Annotated in this window: 16 protein-coding genes and 1 pseudogene; 6 read left to right on the top strand and 11 right to left on the bottom strand. The window is 66.3% G+C overall.

Translation table 11 applies throughout. The annotated features are described in order from the left end of the window. Nucleotides 1-5: 5 nt before the first annotated feature. The 8 genes from I6F17_RS35350 to hpaR all read right to left on the bottom strand — a co-directional run bounded on the left by I6F17_RS35350 (nucleotide 6) and on the right by hpaR (nucleotide 12,026). Nucleotides 6-884: a transglutaminase family protein gene (locus I6F17_RS35350; protein ID WP_225131065.1), complete on the bottom strand. Its 879-nt coding sequence runs from the start codon at nucleotides 882-884 to the stop codon at nucleotides 6-8. Next, nucleotides 881-3,394 carry a circularly permuted type 2 ATP-grasp protein gene (locus tag I6F17_RS35345; protein ID WP_109144443.1) on the bottom strand — a complete coding sequence of 838 codons (2,514 nt, stop codon included), beginning with the start codon at nucleotides 3,392-3,394 and terminating at the stop codon, nucleotides 881-883. Before I6F17_RS35345 ends, I6F17_RS35350 begins: the two co-directional genes overlap by 4 nt. A 27-nt stretch (nucleotides 3,395-3,421) precedes the next feature. After that, entirely contained in the window at nucleotides 3,422-6,691 is a 3,270-nt protein-coding gene (locus tag I6F17_RS35340) for a transglutaminase family protein (protein ID WP_225131067.1), read from the bottom strand. Nucleotides 6,692-6,950: 259 nt separating this feature from the next. After that, a complete protein-coding gene (locus tag I6F17_RS35335; RefSeq protein ID WP_225131068.1) occupies nucleotides 6,951-8,255 on the bottom strand; it encodes a methyl-accepting chemotaxis protein in 1,305 nt (434 codons plus the stop codon). Beyond that, a complete protein-coding gene (locus I6F17_RS35330) occupies nucleotides 8,233-8,751 on the bottom strand; it encodes a PAS domain-containing protein (RefSeq protein WP_036006163.1) in 519 nt (172 codons plus the stop codon). The genes I6F17_RS35335 and I6F17_RS35330 overlap by 23 nt, the downstream gene beginning before the upstream one ends. Before the next feature lie 243 nt (nucleotides 8,752-8,994). Then, the gene (locus tag I6F17_RS35325; RefSeq protein ID WP_225131069.1) at nucleotides 8,995-10,518 is read right to left on the bottom strand and encodes an altronate dehydratase family protein; all 1,524 of its coding nucleotides are present in this window, start codon (nucleotides 10,516-10,518) and stop codon (nucleotides 8,995-8,997) included. A 96-nt stretch (nucleotides 10,519-10,614) separates the two neighbouring features. Beyond that, a complete protein-coding gene (locus tag I6F17_RS35320) occupies nucleotides 10,615-11,391 on the bottom strand; it encodes an aldolase/citrate lyase family protein (protein ID WP_225131070.1) in 777 nt (258 codons plus the stop codon). A 116-nt stretch (nucleotides 11,392-11,507) separates the two neighbouring features. Beyond that, nucleotides 11,508-12,026, bottom strand: coding sequence for a homoprotocatechuate degradation operon regulator HpaR (hpaR, locus tag I6F17_RS35315; protein WP_036044620.1), 519 nt, complete (start codon nucleotides 12,024-12,026; stop codon nucleotides 11,508-11,510). A 112-nt stretch (nucleotides 12,027-12,138) separates the two neighbouring features. Here hpaR and hpaH point away from each other — a divergent pair, with 112 nt between their 5' ends. The 6 genes from hpaH (at nucleotide 12,139) to I6F17_RS35285 (ending at nucleotide 18,542) form a co-directional block, all read left to right on the top strand. Further along, nucleotides 12,139-12,945, top strand: a complete 807-nt coding sequence (gene hpaH, locus I6F17_RS35310) for a 2-oxo-hept-4-ene-1,7-dioate hydratase (protein ID WP_157281290.1) — start codon at nucleotides 12,139-12,141, stop codon at nucleotides 12,943-12,945. 29 nt (nucleotides 12,946-12,974) lie between these two features. Beyond that, nucleotides 12,975-13,373 carry a 5-carboxymethyl-2-hydroxymuconate Delta-isomerase gene (locus I6F17_RS35305; RefSeq protein WP_225131071.1) on the top strand — a complete coding sequence of 133 codons (399 nt, stop codon included), beginning with the start codon at nucleotides 12,975-12,977 and terminating at the stop codon, nucleotides 13,371-13,373. Next, nucleotides 13,366-14,904: a 5-carboxymethyl-2-hydroxymuconate semialdehyde dehydrogenase gene (gene hpaE, locus I6F17_RS35300; protein WP_225131072.1), complete on the top strand. Its 1,539-nt coding sequence runs from the start codon at nucleotides 13,366-13,368 to the stop codon at nucleotides 14,902-14,904. The genes I6F17_RS35305 and hpaE overlap by 8 nt, the downstream gene beginning before the upstream one ends. 134 nt (nucleotides 14,905-15,038) lie before the next feature. Next, complete coding sequence (gene hpaD, locus I6F17_RS35295) at nucleotides 15,039-16,022, top strand: 3,4-dihydroxyphenylacetate 2,3-dioxygenase (protein ID WP_225131073.1); 984 nt, start codon at nucleotides 15,039-15,041, stop codon at nucleotides 16,020-16,022. Next, nucleotides 16,022-16,912 (top strand): fumarylacetoacetate hydrolase family protein, encoded by an 891-nt coding sequence (locus tag I6F17_RS35290; RefSeq protein ID WP_225131074.1) that lies wholly within the window; start codon nucleotides 16,022-16,024, stop codon nucleotides 16,910-16,912. Before hpaD ends, I6F17_RS35290 begins: the two co-directional genes overlap by 1 nt. A gap of 4 nt (nucleotides 16,913-16,916) precedes the next feature. Then, complete coding sequence (locus I6F17_RS35285) at nucleotides 16,917-18,542, top strand: thiamine pyrophosphate-dependent enzyme (RefSeq protein ID WP_225131075.1); 1,626 nt, start codon at nucleotides 16,917-16,919, stop codon at nucleotides 18,540-18,542. Here I6F17_RS35285 and I6F17_RS35280 read toward each other — a convergent pair. From I6F17_RS35280 to I6F17_RS35270, 3 genes and pseudogenes are all read right to left on the bottom strand, one after another. Further along, nucleotides 18,520-19,760, bottom strand: a pseudogene (locus I6F17_RS35280) (MFS transporter). The gene I6F17_RS35285 and the pseudogene I6F17_RS35280 sit on opposite strands and share 23 nt — an antisense overlap. A 53-nt stretch (nucleotides 19,761-19,813) precedes the next feature. Continuing rightward, a complete protein-coding gene (gene alkB, locus I6F17_RS35275; RefSeq protein ID WP_225131077.1) occupies nucleotides 19,814-20,467 on the bottom strand; it encodes a DNA oxidative demethylase AlkB in 654 nt (217 codons plus the stop codon). Nucleotides 20,468-20,476: 9 nt separating this feature from the next. Further along, nucleotides 20,477-21,223 (bottom strand): 2OG-Fe(II) oxygenase, encoded by a 747-nt coding sequence (locus I6F17_RS35270; RefSeq protein ID WP_225131079.1) that lies wholly within the window; start codon nucleotides 21,221-21,223, stop codon nucleotides 20,477-20,479. Nucleotides 21,224-21,345: the final 122 nt, after the last annotated feature.

The raw sequence follows: 21,345 nt of genomic DNA, 5'->3' as shown, positions 1-21,345 counted from the left end.
CCGCCCTACTCCACCAGCAGCACGTCGACGGCGACATTGAGCTTCTGCTTGGGCGAGCCGACGATGATGCCGTCGACCGGCGAGACGTCGGAAAAATCGCGCCCCATGGCGAGCACGATGTGATCGTTGCCGATGAGGAGATCGTTGGTCGGATCGAGGTCGATCCAGCCGAGCTCGGCCCCGCACCACAGCGACACCCAGGCATGGGTGGCGTCGGCACCTTGCAGCCGCGGCTGGCCCGGCGGCGGAATGGTGCGCAAATAGCCGCTGACATAGGCCGCGGGCAGGCCGAGCCCGCGCAGCCCGGCAATCATGACATGGGCGAAGTCCTGGCAGACGCCGTGACGCTTGTCGAAGACTTCGTCGAGCGGTGTCGAGATCACGGTCGCCTTCGGATCGTAGCGGAATTCGCCGCGGATGCGACGCATCAGGTCGACGGCCCCAGTGAGGATGCCCGCGCCGGGCGGAAAGCTCATGCCCGCATAGGCGCTGACCGGGCGCAGCACCGGAACCAGGGGACTGGCAAAGACATAACCGACCGGGGAGGACGGCCCGAGGCTGGTGGCTTCGAACGCGATGTCGCGGACGCTCTCCCAGGGCGGGCTGACCGCATCGCGCGCCGGCGGCCGGCGCGACACCGAGACACGCGAGCGCGAGTCGATGCGCAGATTGCGATGCGCGGCTTCGATCGTCACGCTCTCGGTCAGCGTGCCGAAGAAGTCGCGCCGCACATTGCGCTCGGCCGGGCGCGGATGGATCTCGACCTCGTGCGAGATCAGCTCCTGGCCGACGCCGCCTCGCGGCTCCAGCCGCAGCGTGCAGCGGGCGAAGCTGACGGGATTCTCGTACTCGTAGGTGGTGACGTGACGGATGTCGTAGATCACGCCAGCCCCGTCAGCTTTTCCGGACGGCTGGCATTGGGACCGTGAGGGAAGTAGTGCTGCCCGATCGCCTCGCCGAGGCTGAGCAGATCCTGCTCCAGGGCGAACAGCGTCTTGACCTCGAGCTTCTCGGCCTCGGCGGTCGCGAGCATCGCCTGCATCGCCACGGCGAGACGCTGCGGCTTCTCGATCAGGCCATGCTCCTTCAGGCTCGGCAGCGCCGCAATGTGCTCGTTCAGCGTCGTCACCTGAAACGCCACCGAACGCGGATTGTAGCCGTCGAGCACCGCAAGGTCGCGCACCGGGGCGAGGATCGGCGCCAGCAGATAACGCGAGCGGTAGGTGATCTGGCAATCCACCAGCGTCAGCAGGATGTCGAGATCCTCGTCGCCGGCCTCGTCATAGGCGAACTGGCGGGTGAAGCGCGTGGTGTTGATGGCGCGCTCGATGCGGCGGCCGATGTCGAGGAAGCGCCAGCCCGCGGCGCGATTCATGTTCTCCTGCGCGAGCCCTGCGAAGCTCGCCAGCTCCTGCAGGGTCAGCTCGGCGGCGCTCAGCACGCTGTCGTCGTCCTCCACCTCGATGGCGAGGCGCTCGGCCATCTCGGTGATCACCTGCCAGGCATCGGGCGACAGCCGCTCGCGCAAGGAGGTCGCCGTGCGCTGCGCCGCCCTCACCAGCGACAGGGCCGATCCGAAACGCTCCGCGCCCTGCAGCGCTTCGGCGACGATACGGCCCGCGGCCGTGCGCGAGGATTGCGAGACCGCGCCCCAGGCGACCAGCAGGCGCTGGATGCGTTCGGCCGATTGCACCGAGGCCGCGGTGCCCTTGTTCGGCCCGCTCGGCGAGCCCAAGGCGCGCACCAGCCGCAGCGTCGCCTCGGCGCGCTCGAGATAGCGGCCGAGCCAGAACAGATTGTCGGCGGCGCGGCTCGGCAGCACGCCGGCGATGCGGCGGATGCGCACCTTGTCGGTCGCGGGCAGAAGCGTCGCGGTCGCGACCTGCTTGTCGGAGACGACCCAGACGTCGGCGGCGCGCGCGCCGTCGCCCATCGACACCGCGCGCGCGTCCGGCTGCTCGGCGATGCGGCAGAAGCCGCCGGGCATGATGGCCCAGCCGTCGGGCGTGGCGGCGGCGAACACGCGCAGCACGAAGGGGCGCGGCGTGAGCTGCCCGTGCTCCCACACCGGCATGGTCGAGAGCCGCACCACCTCCTGCCCGACATAGTCCATGCCGCGCGCGCTGATCGCATCGATCAGGCGCTGCCGTCCGCTCGCGTCGAGCTCGCTCGCGAGCACCGGACCATTGCTGTCGAAACCGGGAACGCCGCGCCGATAGGCGCCTTCGATCGCGACCTCGTCGAGCCGCGCCAGCACCTCGTCGCGCGCCACGCGCTGGCCGCACCACCAGGTCGCGATGTGCGGCATCTTCAGGTCTTCGCCGAGCAGGCGACGGCTCAGCGCCGGCAGGAAGCCGAGCAGCGCCCGCGCCTCCAAAACGCCCGAGCCCGGCATGTTGGCGACGACGACGCCGTCCTTGCGCAGCACGTCGATGAGGCCGGGCACACCGAGCCGCGAGGAGGCATCGAGCTCGAGCGGGTCGAGCGAGTTGGAATCGACCCGGCGCAACAGCACATCCAGCCGCTTCAGGCCGGCGACGGTGCGAATGTGGACGCGGTCGTCGCTGACCGCGAGGTCGTCGCCCTCGACCAGCAGGAAGCCGAGATAGCGCGCCAGCGTCGCGTGCTCGAAATAGGTCTCGCTGAAGCTACCGGGAGTGAGCACGCCGATCCTGGGCTCGTCGCGATCGGCGCGCGCGCGCAAGCTGTCGCGGAACGCCTCGAAAAACGGCGCGACGCGCGGCACGTTCATCGACTTGTAGAGATCGGAGAAGGCGCGCGACAGCACCAGGCGGTTCTCCAGCGCGTAGCCCGCACCCGATGGCGCCTGGGTGCGGTCGCCGAGCACCCACCAGCGGCCGTCGGGCCCGCGGCCGACATCGGCGGCATAGATCGAGAGATAACGTCCGCCGGGCGGCGGCACGCCGCAGACCGGACGGAGATATTCGGGACTGCCGGCGATCGCCGCGGCCGGGAGCGCGCCTTCGGCCACGAGGCGCCCCTCGCCATAGATGTCGCGCAGCACGCGCTCGAGCAGCTCGGCGCGCTGGGTGATGCCGGCGCAAAGCTGCTGCCAGTCGGCCTCGTCGATCAAAAGCGGCAGATGGCTGATCGACCAGGGCCGGTCGGCGCTATCGCCGGGCGCGCGGTAGGTGACGCCGGCCTCGCGGAGATGGCGATCGGCCATGCCGAAGCGGCGCTCGATCTCGTCGGGCGCCAGCGCGCCGAAGGCGTCGAAGAAGCGGCTCCAGACCGCGCGCGGCGCACCGTCGGGCCCCAGGAACTCGTCGGGGATGCCGGGCAGGCGGCTATAGTCGCGGACCCACTGCGCAATCCGCTGCTGGGCATTCGCCCTGCCCGCCTGGTCGTTGTCTTCGGCTGCGCCCTCGCCCATGGGCCTTTCCCTCCCCCACCATCATACTCATTGCAGGAGCGGGGTCCGCAAGTCGAGGGTCAGCGGAAATTCATTTGTGCGTTCCTCGGGCGGCGGCTGCATCGGACCCGGGGTGTGGCCGTGGTCCTGGAAGCGCGCCAGCCGCCGGGCCTCGGCCTCGTAGGTATTGACCGGCTTGGTGTCGTAGTTGCGCCCGCCGGGATGGGCGACGTGGTAGACGCAGCCGCCGAGCGAGCGGCCGTTCCAGGTATCGATCAGGTCGAAGGTCAGCGGCGCGTGCACGGGGATGGTCGGGTGCAGGCCGGAGGCCGGCTGCCAGGCCTTGAAGCGGACGGCGGCCACGGCCTCGCCAGAGCGGCCGGTCGGGGTCATCGGCAGGCGGCGGCCGTTGCAGGTGACGACGTGGCGGCCCTCGACGAAGCCTTCGGCCTTGACCTGGAGCCGCTCGACCGAGCTATCGACATAGCGCACGGTGCCGCCGGCCGAGCCCTCCTCGCCGAGCACGTGCCAGGGCTCCAGCGCCTGTCGCAGCTCCAGCGTCACGCCGCCATGGTAGATGCGGCCGAAAGCGGGAAAGCGGAATTCGAGCTGGGCCAGATACCATTCCGGCTCGAACGGATAGCCCGATTGCTTGAGCTCGCCGAGCACATCGAGAAAATCTTCCCAGATGAAATGCGGCAGCATGAAGCGGTCGTGCAGCGCGGTGCCCCAGCGCACGAACTTGCCGCTCAGCGGCTCACGCCAGAACTTTGCGATCAGCGCGCGGATCAGGAGCTGCTGCGCCAGCGACATGCGCGGATCCGGCGGCATTTCGAGCGCGCGGAATTCGACGAGGCCGAGCCGGCCCGTGGGCCCTTCCGGTGAATAGAGCTTGTCGATGCAGATCTCGGCGCGGTGGGTGTTACCGGTGATGTCGACCAATAGATGCCGGAACAGCCGGTCCACCAGCCAGAGCGGCGTCTGGTAGCTGGGCGGCGGCACGTGCGAGAGCGCGATCTCGAGCTCGTAGATGCTGTCGTGGCGGGCTTCGTCGATGCGCGGCGCCTGGCTGGTCGGGCCGATAAAAAGACCGGAGAAGAAATAGGACAGCGCCGGATGGCGCTGCCAATACAGCACCAGGCTCTTCAGAAGATCGGGCCGACGCAGGAACGGCGAATCCTGCGGTGAGGGGCCGCCGACCACGACGTGATTGCCGCCCCCGGTGCCGGTGTGACGGCCGTCGACCAGGAAGCGGTTGGCGCCGAGGCGGACCTTGGCCGCATCCTCGTAGAGGCCGGTGGTGATCTCGACCGCGTCGCGCCAGCTCCTGGCCGGCTGGATGTTGATCTCGATGACACCGGGGTCGGGCGTCACCTTGATCACCTCGATCCGCGGGTCGAACGGCGGCGGATAACCTTCGACATGGACCTGTAGCTGCATCTCCTCCGCGGTGGCTTCGAGCGCGGCAACCAGTTCGAGATAGTCCTCGATGCGCTCGACCGGCGGCATGAAGGCGCAGAGCACGCCGTCGCGGACTTCGACCGACATCGCGGTGCGCACCGGAACGGAGGTGTTGAGCTGCTCGGGCGCCGCCCGCGGCGGGGCTTCCGGACGCGCGGCGAGCGTGAACACCGGCAGCTTGTCCCGCGGCTCCATCGGGTCCTGCTCGACGATGTAGGGATATTGGTTGGGCGGGACGTAACCAAGCGAGCCGATCGGCAGCCGCAAACCGAGCGGCGAATCGCCTGGCATCAGGAACAGATGGCTGCGCCGGAGTTGCCATCGCTCGCTGCGCCAGCGCGGCGGTGCATTCCAGCGCTGCACGGGCAGCACGAAGCCGCGCGGTGTGTTGAGGCCCTCGTCGAAGACGCGCGCCATCCGCGCGCGGGCTTCCGGATCGGATAATTTGGAATCGGAGGGATCGACATTGACGGGAAGCTCGGCCTCCTTCTGCAGCCAGTACGCGGTGTCCTCATAAGCCGGCATGATGTAGCCGGCATCGAGGCCGAGCCGGGCCGCCGTGCCTTCCATGAAGGCCTCGGCGTCCTTCACCTCGGCACGGCGCGGATTTTCGATTTTGGCGATGAGGTCGGCGTTCTTCCAGATCGGCACGCCGTCCTTGCGCCAATAGAGGCCGAAGGCCCAGCGCGGCAGGCTCTCGCCCGGATACCATTTGCCCTGGCCGTAATGCAGCAGCCCGCCCGGCGCGAAGCGCGCGCGCAGGCGGCGGATCAGATCATCGCCGAGCGCGCGCTTGGTCGGGCCGACGGCCTCCGTATTCCACTCGCCCGCCTCGAGATCGTCGACCGAGACGAAGGTCGGCTCGCCGCCCATGGTGAGGCGCACGTCGGCGCTGGCGAGATCGCCGTCGACCTGCTCGCCGAGGTCGTTGAGGCGCGCCCAGGATTCGTCGGAGAACGGCTTTGTGATGCGCGGCGCCTCGCGGATCCGCTTCACGCTCATGTCGAAGGAGAACTCGACCTCGGCAAAGCCGGCCCCGCCGGAGATCGGCGCCGCCGAACGGTAGTGCGGCGTGGCTGCGACCGGGATGTGCCCCTCGCCTGCGAGCATACCCGAGGTCGCGTCGAATCCGATCCAGCCGGCACCCGGCAGATAGACCTCGGCCCAGGCGTGCAGATCGGTAAAATCGTTCTCGACTTCCGGCGGCCCCTCGATCGGATCGATGTCGGGACGGATCTGGACCAGATAGCCCGAGACGAAGCGGGCGGCGAGCCCGAGATGGCGCAAGGTCTGGATCAAGAGCCAGGCGGAGTCGCGGCATGAGCCTGCGCCGGAGACAAGCGTCTCCTCCGGCGTCTGCACGCCCGGCTCCATGCGGATGATGTAGCGGACCTTCTTCTGGATCTCGCGATTGAGGTCGACCAGGAAATTGACCGTGTTCGGGGCCTCATGCGGGATCGAATCGAGGAACTTGGCGAACAGGCGATCGGGCTTGATGGTCTCGAGATACGGCGCGAGCTCCGTCTTCAGATCCTTGGGATATTCGAACGGAAAGCTGTCGGCATAGGGCTCGACGAAGAAGTCGAACGGGTTGACCACGGTCATCTGCGCCGTGAAGTCGACCTCGAATTTCAGCTCGGTGGTCTTCTCCGGAAAGACGTAGCGCGCCAGCCAGTTGCCCTGCGGATCCTGCTGCCAGTTCACGAAATGATTGGAAGGCGTGACCTTGAGCGAATAGCTCAGGATCGGCGTGCGTGTATGTGGGGCCGGTCGCAGCCGGATGGTCTGCGGGCCAAGGTCGATCGGGCGGTCATATTTGTAATGCGTGACGTGGTGTAGCGCGACGTAGATCGACACGGGATGCGGTGCTCCAGCAGCATTTTTGAGCAGAACACCTGAGGTCAACGCGATCAAGCACTAACAACGGGCACGGGGTGCCTAGGAACTATCCCGATCGCCGTGGGGGCGATCGCATCCGACGTTAGAGTTGGCGCGGTGCTGCTTCCACGGCGTCATGGCCGGGCTTGTCCCGGCCATCCACGACCTTTGCCGCGCAGAACCAAGAACGTGGATGCCCGGGACAAGCCCGGGCATGACGATCTCGTTTGCAGAAACGCTACGCTGCCGACGTCAGCCTTTGCAGGAATTGGGTCACTTCGCGGCGGAGCGTCTCGACTTCGCCGTGGACGCGTTCGGAGGCGCTGTTGACGCGGGCAGCGACGCGGCCGGTGTCGGCGGCGGCTTCGCTGATGCCCGTCACGTTGGAGGAGACCTGCGAGGTGCCGGCGGAGGCTTCGTGAACGTTGCGGGCGATCTCGCGCGTTGCCGCGCCCTGCTGCTCGATCGAGGCGGCAATCGAGGCGGTGATGCCGTTGATCTCGGCGATGGTCTCCGCGATCGCTTCGACGGCGGCGACCGAATTGGTGGTCGATTGCTGCATCTCGCCAACCTTGGCGCTGATCTCTTCGGTCGCCTTCGCGGTCTGGTTGGCGAGGCTCTTGACCTCGGAGGCCACCACGGCGAAGCCGCGGCCGGCGTCGCCCGCGCGGGCCGCCTCGATGGTGGCATTGAGCGCGAGCAGGTTGGTCTGCGAGGCGATCTCGCTGATCAGCTTGACGACGTCGCCGATCTGCATCGCGGCGTCCGCAAGGCTCCGGATCTCGCTGCCGGCGCGATTAGCTTCGTTCACCGCCCGCCCCGTGCTCGCGGTCGAGCCGGCGACCTGGCGATTGATCTCGGCGATCGACGATGCGAGCTGCTCGGCGGCGCTGGCGACAGTGGCGACGTTGCGCGAGGCCTGGTCGGACGCGGAGAGCACGCCGGAGGTTTGCAGGCTGGTCTTCTCCGCCGCCGCCGCCATCTGGCCGGCGTCAGATTCGAGATCGGTCGCGGCGCCCATCAGCGTGCCCGCAACCTGATCGAGATGCGTGCCGAACCGCCTGGCGAGGTCCGCGATCTCGACGACCCGGCGGCCGAGACTGTCGGTGCCGGTATTGATGACGGTCGCCGAGCGGCGGAACGAGCCGGGCAATCCGCGCGCCAGGATCTTGCGGAAATACTTGCCGCGGCTGGCATAGTCCATCGACGCCGAAGCTTCGCGCTGGAACGCATCGGTAATGTCGAGCATGTCGTTGACCGATTTCTGGATGGCGCCGATGCGCCCGGCCTGCCGCTCACTGAGAATGCGCGCCTCGAGATCGCCGCCCGCCGCCTTGCGGCACACAGCGGCGACCTCGTCGACGGCAACCGCGGTGCGGTGCTGGCACCAGACGGCATAGCCGGAGAGCGCGATCGTCGCGCCGAGAGAAGCGGCACTCGCGATCCCGGTCATGCCGAGAAGCGAGAGAACGAACGCAACGACGGCAAGACCACACGCGAGCGCGGTCGCTCCCTGCGCCTTAGAGAGAGAGCACAAATTCATCGTAACCGACACCCTGTTGCTTGAGCAGGCCGACCATCGCCTCGAAGCTCGCCTGCATGCCCTCCTTGGCGTTGGCATGCCGCGCCTCCTCAGTGCACAGCGTCTTGTAGATCGGCTTGATGCGCTCGATCTGCGCGGGATCCGGCTTGCGACGGTTGGAGTGATAGCCGACGATGTTGCCACGCTCGTCGAATGTCGGCGTGACGTGGGCGAATACCCAATAATGACTGCCGTCCTTCGCCAGGTTGACGACGTAGGCGAAGATCTCCTGCTTGGACTGCAGTGTATCCCAGAGCAGCTTGAACACGGCGCGCGGCATGTCGGGATGGCGGATCAGGCTGTGGGGCGCGCCCATCAGCTCCTTCCACGAATACTTCGCCATGCGGATGAAGACGTCGTTGGCGTAGGTGATGCGGCCTTTGAGATCGGTCTTCGATACGATCAGCTCCTCCTCACCGAGGAGATTTTCCACCCCAGTGGGACGTATCGCTTGCATCGGCTCGATCCTCAAATCACGCCGGCCCCACCACGCTGTGAAGCCGCATCGCCTCCTGTCTACGGCAACAGTGTTAACCAGATGTAAGCCGGGAACTTTTTGCGCGAGGCGCCCGCCTCCGTATCATTACTTAGCGAACGGCCGTTGTATTTCGGATCGCCACACGCGCTCCGATTCCGGTTGCAATCATCGGATACCGCGGCTCTTGATCGCGCCGCGTGACGGTGCTCGCGCGACGCGCGACTACATCGTTGCGCCCAGCACCCAGGGCGCGAACTCGGCGCCGCCGAAATCGAAGCTCTCGCTCTTGGTCGGCTGGCCCGAGGCGGTCTTGAGAATGAGTTCGAAGATGCGTTGGCCGCATTGTTCGACGCTCTCCTCGCCTTCGAGGATGGTGCCGCAATTGACGTCCATGTCCTCCTCCATGCGCTTGTACATCGGCGTGTTGGTGGCGAGCTTGATCGAGGGCGCCGGCTTGCAGCCGAACACACTGCCGCGGCCCGTGGTGAAGCAGACGAGGTTGGCGCCGCCGGCGACCTGTCCGGTTGCGGCCACCGGGTCGTAGCCGGGCGTGTCCATGAACACGAACCCCTTCTTGGTGACGGGCTCGGCATAGCGCAGCACCTCGACGAGGTTGGTGGTGCCGGCCTTCGCCATCGCGCCGAGCGACTTCTCCAGAATCGTGGTGAGGCCGCCGGCCTTGTTGCCGGGGCTGGGATTGGCGTTCATCTCGGCGCCTTCGCGCGTCGTGTATTCGTCCCACCAGCGCATCAGGTCGACCAGCTTCTCGCCGACCTCGCGGCTGACAGCGCGGCGCGTGAGCAGGTGCTCGGCGCCGTAGGTCTCTGGCGTCTCCGACAGGATCACGGTGCCACCGTGACGCACGATGAGGTCGCTGGCCGCGCCGAGCGCGGGATTGGCCGATACGCCGGAATAGCCGTCCGAGCCGCCACATTGCAGCGCCACGGTGAGCTCGCTCGCCGGCACCGTCTCGCGCTTGACCTTATTGGCGTCAGTCAGCGCCTCGCGCACGAAGGCGATGCCGGCTTCGACCGTCTTGCGCGTGCCGCCGACCTCCTGGATGTCCATCGCGCGCAGGCGGCCGGCAAGCTTCTGCTCTTCCATCAGGCCGCCGATCTGGTTCACCTCGCAGCCGAGACCGAGCACGATGACGTGGGAGAAATTGACGTGCCGCGCATAGCCGCCGAGCGTGCGGCGGAGCAGCGCCAGCGGCTCGTTCTGCGTCATGCCGCAGCCGGTCTTGTGGGTCAGCGCGACCACGCCGTCGACGTTGGGGAAGTCGGCGAGCGGATTGTCGCCGGTAAAGGGATTCTTCTTGAAGACGTCGGCGACGAGGCTGGCGACATGCGCGCTGCAATTCACGGAGGTGAGGATGCCGATATAATTGCGCGTGGCAACGCGGCCGTCCGGACGGCGGATGCCTTCGAAGGTCGCCGGCAGGTCGAAATTCGGCGTCGGCTTGACGTCAGCGCAATAGGCATAGTCCTTCGAGAAATCACCCATGCCGCAATTCTGCACGTGCACGTGCTGGCCCGGCGCAATGGCTTGCGTGGCAAAGCCGATGATCTGACCGTAGCGCCTGATCGGCTCGCCAACAGCGATCGGCTTGATCGCAACCTTGTGGCCGGAGGGAATGCGATCGACCGTGGTGACGCCGTCGGCGACCACTGTTCCCGGCGGCAGGCTCGCGCGCGCGATCACCACGCCATCATCGGGATGCAGGCGGATGACGGGACTGATGGTCATGGAAGTCTCCTTTGGAGGCGAATAGCGAATGGCGAGTGGCGAATGGAAAAGGGAGTAGCCCTATTCGCTACTCCCCATTCGCCATTCGCGAGTTTCTCAGGCCTTGCCGCCCGAATCCTTGCGGGTCGCGTTCACCTGCATCTTGGCGTAGGTCGTCATCAGGCCGACTTCGTTGGACAGCGTCACCAGCTTGAAGCCCATGTTGATGGCGCGCGCTGCGCCTTCGGCGCCGCTGCAATGGATGCCGGGGTTGAGGCCGCGCTTGCCGCATTCCTTGATGATCTTCTCGTAGATCGCGAGGATCTCGGGCTCGCTGCGGTCGAGCTTGGGCTCGAGGCCGTAGGAGAAGCCGAGATCGGACGGGCCGATATAGACGCCGTCGAGGCCTTCGACGTCGAGGATCGCTTCCATGTTCTCCACGGCGGTCCGCGTCTCCATCATCGGCAGCAGCACGATCTCGTCGTTGGCCGTCTTCTGATAGGAGCCGGCGGTGCCGTACATGCCGGCGCGGATCGGACCGTTGGAGCGCACGCCCTTCGGCGGATACTTCGAATAGGAGACCAGGTTCCGGGCTTCCTGCGGCGTGTTGACCATCGGGCAGATCACGCCATAGGCGCCGCCGTCGAGCACCTTGCCGATGATGCCGGGCTCGTTCCAGGGCACGCGGACCATTGGGGTGATCGGATGCTTGTCCATGGCCTGGAAGCACTGCACCATCGAGAGATAGTCCTGCACGCCGTGCTGCATGTCGACGGTGACGCTGTCGAAACCGCATTGCGCGATCATCTCGGCCGAGAAGCCGGAGGGAATGGCAAGCCACGCGTTGACGACCGCCTTGCCCGACTTCCAGATCTCTTTGACTTTATTGGCCACGTTGCCTTTCCTTCCCTGTTGCTCTCACTTCGCCGCGGATCGGGTTGGGCCGCACTTTGAGCGAAAAAAAGCGTCAATGTCCATGGCTCTCGCCGCGCACGCACGCATATCAGGGTTCATCCCTCCGCGAGGGTATCATCGGTGCTGCCGAGCCCCGCAAGGCTCCGTTCGAGTTCGCCGAGCATCTCCTGCAATTCGGCGAGCTTGCGGGCGCCAAAACGCCGCGTGATCTCGGCATAGATCGCCTCCGACGTCGGCGCGACAGAGGCCATCAGCTTCAGCCCCTCCTTCGAGATGGAGACCATGCTGCGGCGCTGATCCGCTTTCGCCGTCTTGCGCTCGATCAGGTTGCGCGCCTCGAGGTCTCGCAGGATGCGCGACAGGCTGGGCCCGAGCAGGAACGCGGTGCGCGCGAGTTCCGTGACCTCGACCGCCTCGATCGCCGCCAGCGCCCGCAGGATGCGCCATTGCTGCTCGGTCAGGCCGTGCTCGCGCAGCGAGGGACGAAACTGCCGCATCACAGCTTCCCGGGCCCGCAGCAGCGACATCGGCAGCGAACGCGAGAAATCGCGCATCGGCACTTGCCGCGCGGCAGGCGGGTGACCGTTGGCGGGATCGACGGATTTCTTGGTCATGACCGCCCTTTCAAGCCGCAAAACGTTTGCAGTGCAACAAGCCGAATTTGTGTTTGACGCATTCACTTAACATGTTAAGTATCTCGCGGCACCACGATTTGTAAGATCACAAATGGCGCTTTCCAACGACGATATCCAAGCTTGCGCGAGGCGTCTGCACCAGGCGGAGAAGACGCGCACGCAGATCCGCCAGCTCTCGCAAGACTTCCCGGACATCAGCATCTCGGATGCGTATGCGATTCAGAAGGCCTGGGTCGACGTCAAGATCGCCGAGGGGCGCGTGGTCAAAGGCCACAAGATCGGCCTGACCTCGAAGGCCATGCAGAGCGCGCTTGGCATTGACGAGCCGGATTCCGGCGTGCTGCTCGACGACATGTTCTTTGCCGATGGCGGATTGGTGCCGACCGAGCGCTTCATCGCGACGCGCGTCGAGGCCGAGCTCGCCTTCGTCATGAGCAAGCGCCTTTCAGGGCCCGACTGCACGCTATTCGACGTGCTCAACGCCACCGACTTCGTGGTGCCGGCGCTGGAGATTTTGGATACACGGATCGAGCGCGTCGATCCCAAGACCAAGGCGACGCGAAAGATCTTCGACACCATCGCCGACAATGCGGCGAATGCCGGCATCGTGCTCGGGGGGCGGCCGATCCGCCCGCTGGATGCTGACCTGCGCTGGATCGGTGCGCTGTGCTTCAAGAACGGCCAGCTGGAAGAGACCGGCCTTGCCGCCGGCGTGCTCAACCATCCCGCGACTGCCGTCGCCTGGCTCGCCAACAAGATCGCCCCGCTTGGGCTGGCGCTCGAGCCTGGCCAGGTCGTGCTCGCCGGCTCGTTCATCCGTCCGATCGAGACCCGCAAGGGCGACACAATCCAGGCCGATTATGGCGCCTATGGCTCGGTGAGCTGCTACTTCGCGTAGAACGAACGAAGACAGGGAGTGAAACCGCGATGCCGCATTTCACCATCGAATATTCGGCCAATCTCGACGGCCGTCTCGACATCGGTGCGGTGTGCGAGGTCGTACGCAACGCAGCGGTCGAGACTGGCATCTTCCCGCTCGGCGGCATCCGCGTCCGCGCCATCCGCTGCGAGCACTATGCGATTGCGGATGCAAAGCAGGATTACGGCTTTCTCGACATGGTGCTGCGCATCGGCGAGGGGCGCGATCTCGGGACGCGCCAGAAAGCTGGCGAGCACGTCTTCCAGGCGCTCTCGAGACATCTCGATCCCGTCTTCGCCGCCAGCAAGTTCGCCCTGTCGTTCGACATGCAGATCAACGACAAGGACACCAGCTGGAAGCGCAACAACATTCACGACGCCCTGAAAGCGGAGGCCGCTCATGGATAAGCCCACGCCGAAAACCGATCTGTTCCAGGCCAACCGCGACCGCGTCGCGCCGCTGCTGAAGACTCTGCGCGCGGACGGCATTGGCCACATGATCGATGGCAAGACCGTCGCCTCGATCTCGGGCGAGACGTTCGAGACCAGGTCACCGGTCGATGGCGCCGTGCTCGCCAGCGTCGCGCGCGGCAATGCCGAAGATATCGACGCGGCGGCGACTGCGGCTGCGCTCGCCTTCAAGTCCTGGCGCGACATGGGTCCGGCCATGCGGAAGAAGCTGCTGCATCGGGTGGCCGACGCCATCGAGGACAATGCCGACGACATCGCGGTGCTCGAATGCATCGACACCGGGCAGGCCTATCGCTTCATGGCCAAGGCCGCGATCCGCGCCGCAGAGAATTTCCGTTTCTTCGCCGACAAATGCGCCGAAGCACGCGACGGCCACAACACGCCGAGTGACGAGCATTGGAACGTCTCCACGCGGGTGCCGATCGGCCCGGTCGGCGTGATCACGCCATGGAATACGCCATTCATGCTCTCGACCTGGAAGATCGCCCCTGCCCTGGCGGCCGGCTGCACCGTCGTGCACAAGCCAGCCGAGTGGTCGCCGGTGACCGCTTCCATTCTGGGAAGGCTCGTGAAGGAAGCCGGCGTCCCCGACGGCGTGCTCAACACCGTGCACGGTTTCGGCGAGGAAGCGGGTAAGGCGCTGACCGAGCATCCCGCCATCAAGGCAATCGGCTTCGTCGGCGAGAGCGCGACCGGCTCGGCCATCATGATGCAGGGCGCGCCCACGCTAAAACGCGTGCATTTCGAACTCGGCGGCAAGAATCCGGTGATCGTGTTCGACGATGCCGATCTCGACCGCGCGCTCGATGCCGTCGTGTTCATGATCTACTCGCTCAACGGCGAGCGCTGCACCTCTTCCAGCCGCCTGCTGATCCAGCAGAGCATCGCGAAAGAATTCGTGGAGGAGCTGACGGCGCGGGTGAAGGCGCTCAAGGTCGGCCATCCCCTCGATCCCGCCACCGAGATCGGGCCGCTGATCCATGAGCGGCATCTAGCAAAGGTCTGCTCCTATTTCGACGTGGCGCGCCAGGACGGCGCGACGATCGCGGTCGGCGGCAAGGCCTACGACGGCCCCGGCGGCGGGCATTACGTCGAGCCCACCTTGGTCACTGGCGCGCACGGCAAGATGCGTGTGGCGCAGGAAGAAGTGTTTGGGCCGTTCCTCACCGTACTGCCGTTCCGCGACGAGACGGACGCGATTGAGATCGCCAACGACATCCGTTACGGTCTGACCGGCTATGTCTGGACCAATGACATGGGACGCGCGCTGCGCGTTGCCGATGCGCTGGAGGCCGGCATGATCTGGCTGAACTCGGAGAATGTCCGCCACCTGCCGACGCCGTTCGGCGGCATGAAGGCTTCAGGCATCGGGCGCGACGGCGGCGACTACTCGTTCGACTTCTACATGGAAACCAAGCACGTCTCGCTGGCGCGGGGCACGCACAAGATTCAGAAGCTGGGAATCTAGCGGCGGTGTCATTCCGGGGCGGCTCGAAGAGCCGAACCCGGAATCCATCGAGCAGCAGAGTTGGTGGATGAATGGATTCCGGGTTCGTGCTTCGCACGCCCCGGAATGACGAAGCCGAGAGAGGGGAAACGCACATGCCGGTACCGCAACATGTCTTCGAACCGCCGTTCAACATCATCCGCTCCAGCCACGTCGTGCTCGACGTCACCGATTTGAAGCTGAGCCGCGAGTTCTATGAGACCATTGTCGGCCTGCATGTCGAGGACGCCGACGACGAGACCGTCTACCTGCGCGCGGCCGAGGAGCACCAGCATCACTCGCTGGTGCTGCGCAAGGCCGCGGTGCCGGCTTGCGCCCGGCTCGGCTTCAAGGTCGGCAACGACCAAGATCTCGACAAGGCCGCCGCGTTCCTGTCCGAGAACGGCCTCGCCTACACCTTCGTCGACCAGTCGTTCCAGGGCCGCACGCTGCAATTCACCGATCCATTCGGCTTTAGAATCGAGCTCTACGCGGCGATGGAGCGGCGGCCGCATCTCCTGCGCCGCTACGACCTCTACCGAGGCTGCCACCCGCAGCGGCTCGACCATTTCAACGTCTTCGCCGCAGAAGTGCAGGACACGATGGAATTCTACGCCCGGCTCGGCTTTCGCCTCACCGAATATGCCGAGGAGGACGGGCCGAACGGGCGCATCGCCGCGGCCTGGATGCATCGCAAGGGCAACGTCCACGATTTTGCGATCACCAACGGCAAGGGCCCGCGGCTGCACCATTTCGCCTACTGGACGCCGACGGCGATGAACATCATCCACCTCTGCGACGTCATGGCTTCGCAAGGTTTTGTGAAGAACATCGAGCGCGGGCCCGGACGCCATGGCATCTCGAACGCGTTCTTCCTCTATGTGCGCGATCCCGACGGACACCGCCTCGAGCTCTACACCAGCGACTATTTCACCGGAGATCACGACCACGAGCCGCTGCGCTGGTCGCTGCGCGATCCCCGCCGCCAAACGCTGTGGGGCGCCCCTGCCCCGCGCTCCTGGTTCGAGCAGGGCTCGCCGTTCACGGGGCAGGCCGTGCGCGAGCCGAAATTCGTGGCCGATGTGCTGGTGGCGGATTGATGAAGCTGCCTCGTCTCGCCACCTATTCCGTCAAGGGTGATGTCAGCTATGGCGCCGTCCTGGAGGGCGGCATCGTCAATCTCTCCGCGCGTCACGCCAGAGACTATCCCACGCTGCGCGAGGTGATCGCTGCGGGCAAGCTGATCAGCTTTGCCGAAGAGGCCGCCGGCCGCAAACCGGATCACGCGCTCGGCGACATCACCTGGCTGCCGCCGGTCCCGGCGCCGGAGAAGATCATCTGCATCGGCGTCAACTATCCCGACCGCAATGCCGAGTACAAGGACGGCCAGGAGGCGCCGAAATATCCGAGCATGTTCATGCGCTCGCCCCGCTCCTTCGTCGGCCACGACACGCCGCTGGTGCGCCCGCGCGCCTCGGCGCAGCTCGACTATGAGGGCGAGATCGTGCTGGTGATCGGCAAGCAAGGCCGGCACATTCCGGAAAGCGCGGCGCTCGATCACATCGCCGCGCTCACGCTCTGCAACGAGGGCTCGGTGCGTGACTGGCTGCGCCACGCCAAGTTCAACGTGACGCAGGGCAAGAACTTCGATTCCAGCGGCAGCCTCGGCCCGTGGCTCGTGCCCTACGCGCGGGAATCGCAGATCGAGGACATCAGGCTGACCACGCATGTCAACGGCGAGCTCAGGCAGGACGATCGCACCAGCCGGCTGATGTTTTCGTTCCGCTATCTCCTGAACTATATCTCGACCTTCGCAACCCTGGTCCCCGGCGATATCATCGTCACGGGCACGCCGACCGGAGCCGGTGCGCGGTTCGATCCGCCGCGATATCTAGAGCCCGGCGACGTTGTCGAGGTCGAGGCCGAGGGGATCGGGCGCTTGCGCAACGGCGTCGTCGACGAGGCCTGGCCAACAAACGAAGTGGAATGATGCAATGACCACCCTCACCGGCGGCGAAGCGATCGTAAGCGGCCTTGTCGCCCACGGCGTCGACACCGTGTTCGGCCTGCCGGGAGCGCAGGTCTACGGCCTGTTCGACGCCTTCCACCAGGCCCAGCTCAAGGTGATCGGCGCGCGGCACGAGCAGGCCTGCGGCTACATGGCATTCGGCTATGCCCGCTCCAGCGGCCGGCCCGGCGTGTTCAGCGTCGTGCCCGGCCCGGGCGTGCTCAATGCCAGCGCCGCGCTGCTCACCGCGTTCGGCTGCAACGAGCCGGTGCTGTGCGTCACCGGCCAGGTGCCGACTTCGTTCCTGGGCAAGGGTCGCGGCCATCTGCATGAGATGCCGGACCAACTCGCGACCTTGCGCACCTATGTGAAATGGGCCGAGCGCATCGAATATCCGGGCAATGCGCCTACGATCGTCGCGCGCGCGTTCCAGGAGATGATGTCGGGACGGCGCGGCCCCGCCTCGGTCGAGATGCCCTGGGACGTCTTCACGCAGCGCGCGGCAACAGTGCCTGCGCAGGTGCTGGAGCCGCTGCCGGCGCCGCAGCCCGATCCTGATATGATCAAGCAGGCCGCTGCGCTCATCAGGACCAGCAAGGCGCCGATGATCTTCGTCGGCAGCGGCGCGATCGAAGCCGGCGAGGAAATCCTCGAGATCGCCGAGATGATCGATGCGCCCGTGGTCGCCTTCCGCAGCGGCCGCGGCATCGTCTCCAATGCACACGAGCTCGGGCTCACCATGGCCGCGGCCTACAGGCTGTGGCCGAATACCGATCTCATGATCGGCATCGGCACGCGGCTGGAGCTGCCGACCATGTCGCGCTGGCCGTATCGGCCCGCTGGCCTGAAGTGCATCCGCATCGACATCGATCCGGTCGAGATGCGGCGGTTCTCGTCCGACACCGCGATCGTCGCCGATGCCAAGACCGCTACCCGCGATCTCGCCGCCGCCGTGCGCAAGGCCGGCTACAGCAAGACCTCCGGACGGCGCGGCACGATCCGCGAGGCCACCGCGGCCGCGCAAGCCGAGATCCAGCGGGTCCAGCCGCAGATGGCCTATCTCAACATCCTGCGCGAGGTACTGCCGGCGAACGCGATCGTCACCGACGAACTATCGCAGGTCGGCTTCGCCTCCTGGTACGGCTTTCCGGTGTACCAGCCGCGCACCTTCATCACTTCGGGCTACCAGGGCACGCTCGGCTCGGGTTTCCCGACCGCGCTCGGCGCCAAGGTCGCCAATCCCGACAAGCCGGTGGTGGCCATCACCGGGGACGGCGGCTTCATGTTCGGCGTGCAGGAGCTTGCCACCGCCGTGCAGTTCAACATCGGCGTGGTGACGCTGGTGTTCAACAACAACGCCTACGGCAATGTCCGCCGCGACCAACGCCAGCATTTCGATGGCCGCGTGGTGGCGTCCGACCTCGTCAATCCGGATTTCGTCAAGCTCGCGGAATCCTTTGGCGTCGCCGCGGCGCGCGTCACCGCGCCGGAGCAGTTCAAGGCGGCGATGGAGAAGGCGCTCGGCCACGGCGGGCCGGTGCTGATTTCAGTCGAGGTGCCCAGGGATTCCGAAGTCAGCCCGTGGGCTTTCATTCACCCGCCGAAGCCTTGAGGCCGGACGCTCCCTGTAGCCGCGCGGCTGCAATCACCAGCAGACCGGCGCCTGCGACCGACCAGCAGGCGACCGGCGCCCAGTGCAGCAGCGGCGTGTATTCCGGCATCTTCTCCAGGCCCGCCGGCAACCGCCGCCATCCGCGCGAAGGTGCCGAGAGCAAGCGCGGAGAAGACGAGGCCCGTGACCTTGCCTTCCGCGCCGGTCGAGCCGATCGCGAGCGCAGCCGAGACCGCGCTCATCAGCATGCAGCCCCACGCGGCTCCGGCGAGAAATTGCGCGGCGATCAGCGTGTTGAGATTGCCGGCGAATTCGGCCGCCACAATCGCCACCGCACCGAACAGGCCGGCGGCACCCATCACGACGAGGCCGCCGCGATGCTTGACGATCAGGCTTGCCGGAAACATCGCGATGTTGAAGCCGATCCAGAATACCGGCATCAGCCATTGCAGGTCGCCGGGAGCTGCAAAGCGCAGATAGAACGGCGCGCTGTTCATGGAAAGTGCAGCTGGTAGCCGAGTGCGAGCGCGATCATCGCGACGATGAAGGCGATCGGGACGAGACCGAGCGGCTTTGCCGCTTCGTCCGGTGTGGGCGGCGCGGTGTCGCGTGCCACGTCATGCTCGATGCGCGACAGCCCGAGCGCGGTCAGGAGCAGCACCGCGCTGGAGATCACGAAGGGCAACCGCGCATCGTGCTCGCGCAGCACCACGCCGAGATAGGGCGAGAGCGCGCCGGCGACGCCGTAGCCTAGCATGGTCAGCGCGGCGAGGAACGGCACTTGCGGCTTGGCGCGGTACTTGCCGAGCAAGGTCAGAGGCGGCGCCCGCAACGCAGAGGACGTGATCGACCAGATCACGATCAGCGCGATGAACCAGCCCTGCGCCGCCGCACCGGCTCCGGCAACGAACGGAAGCGCGACGAAGGCGCCGCAGGAGATCGCGGTCACGAGGGCGACGAACAGGCCGAGCCTGCCGACATGGGGCGCGAGCTTGTCGGCGGCGATTCCCATCGCGGTGTCCGCAATGGTGAAGATCGCCTGATCCAGCATCAGATGAGGATCACGGCGGACGGCGCGATGCCGACCTCTGCGGCCAGCTTTGGCAGGTAGACAACGTAGGTCGTCCAGCCCAGCGTGAACACCAATTGCAGGCCTGCGAGATAAAGCCCCGTGCGGTTCGCCGTGCCCGTGCCGGTCGAGTTCTGTGTGGTGGTCATGTCGCCGCCTCCCCGCCCGAAGCTTAGACGAGCGAAGGCGGCGAGGAAACGCGTCAGCGCGTCCTGCGGAAGGTCAGATTGATCCGCTTCCGGCCGAGCAGCGGATGCTCGCCGTCGGCGAGCGGCGCGACGCCGTGATAGGCGAGCCTGCTGGCCCCGCCCCAGACCACCACGTCGCCATGGACGAGGCGGAAGCGGCGCGGCTTGTCATTGCGCGCGAGGCCGCCGAACAGGAAGGTCGCGGGCAGGCCGAGCGAGACCGAGACGATCGGCGCGGAATAGTCCAGCTCGTCCTTGTCCTGATGCAGCGACAGCCGCGTGCCCGGCTCGTAGCGGTTGACGAGGCAGGCATCGGGGGCAAAGCCTTCAAAGCCGCCCTGCTCCGCGGCGCGGCGGGCGAGATCGGCCAACAGCGGCGGCATCGCCGGCCATGGCGCACCGGTGCGCGGATCGATGGGATCATAGCGATAGCCGGTGTGATCGGTGATCCAGCCGCGCTCGCCGCAATTGGTCATCGCCACCGACATCAGATGGCCGCCCGGCGTCGTCATCCGCCGGAACGGCGATTGCGCCACGATGGCGCGCACGGCGTCGATCAGCCCGCTCTCGATCGGCTTGACGAAGCCGCGCAGCAGCACGGCGCCGTCGGCGATGTTTTCGCGCGACGGTTGGGCTTCGGCGACGCTATCGAACAAATCAGCCGTCAACGGCTCCACTCATTTGGCATCGTGAAAAATCACACCCAGCGTGTGGCGCCGGCCGGACCTGATCCGGCTGACGCCATGGCGGAGATTAACGCGGTAGGTGCCGCGTGTCCCCTGCACCGGACGATGATGCACAGCGAAGGCGACCGCATCGCCCTGTGCCAGCGGCACCACCTCGGCCCGCGACTGCATGCGCGGACGCTGCTCGGTCAGCACGAATTCGCCACCGGTGAAATCGCGTCCGGGATCGGAGAGCAGGATCGCGACCTGGAGCGGGAACACGTGCTCGCCATAGAGGTCCTGGTGCAGGCAATTGTAATCACCGGCCTCATATTGCAGCAGCAGGGGCGTCGGCCGCGTCTGCCCGGCGTCGTGGCAGCGCTTCAGGAACGCCGCGTGCGCGGTGGGATAGCGGATGTCGATCCCCATCGCCTCGTTCCAGCGATTGGCGACGGCTTGAAGGTGCGCGTAGAGCGCCGGGCGGAGCTGCGCGATCAGATCGGGCAGCGGATAGGCGAAGTACTTGTACTCGCCGCGGCCAAAACCGTGGCGGCCCATGACGATGCGGCTGCGGAATTGCGCATCGTCCGGGTAGAGCGCGGCGATGGCGCGGCATTGGTCCGGCGTCAGCAGGTTCTTCAGGACGGCGCAGCCCTGGGAGTCGAGCTCAGCGGTGATCTGCGGCCAGTCGAGAGCGTCGACATGGGAGGCGAGGTTGGCTGTTTCATCGAGAGCGGAAACGAGTTTCGCGATGGCCATGGCGACGATCCTATCCACATCCGTCATTCCGGGGCGCGACGCAGTCGCGAGCCCGGAATCCATAACCACGATCGGGAGTATGGATTCCGGGCTCGCGCCCAAGTGGGCGCGCCCCGGAATGA

It is taken from the genome of Bradyrhizobium sp. NBAIM18 (genome assembly GCF_020193825.1).
In the GTDB taxonomy this organism is placed as follows: Bacteria; Pseudomonadota; Alphaproteobacteria; order Rhizobiales; family Xanthobacteraceae; genus Bradyrhizobium; species Bradyrhizobium yuanmingense.
This window is presented reverse-complemented; position numbering and strand designations above follow the sequence as displayed.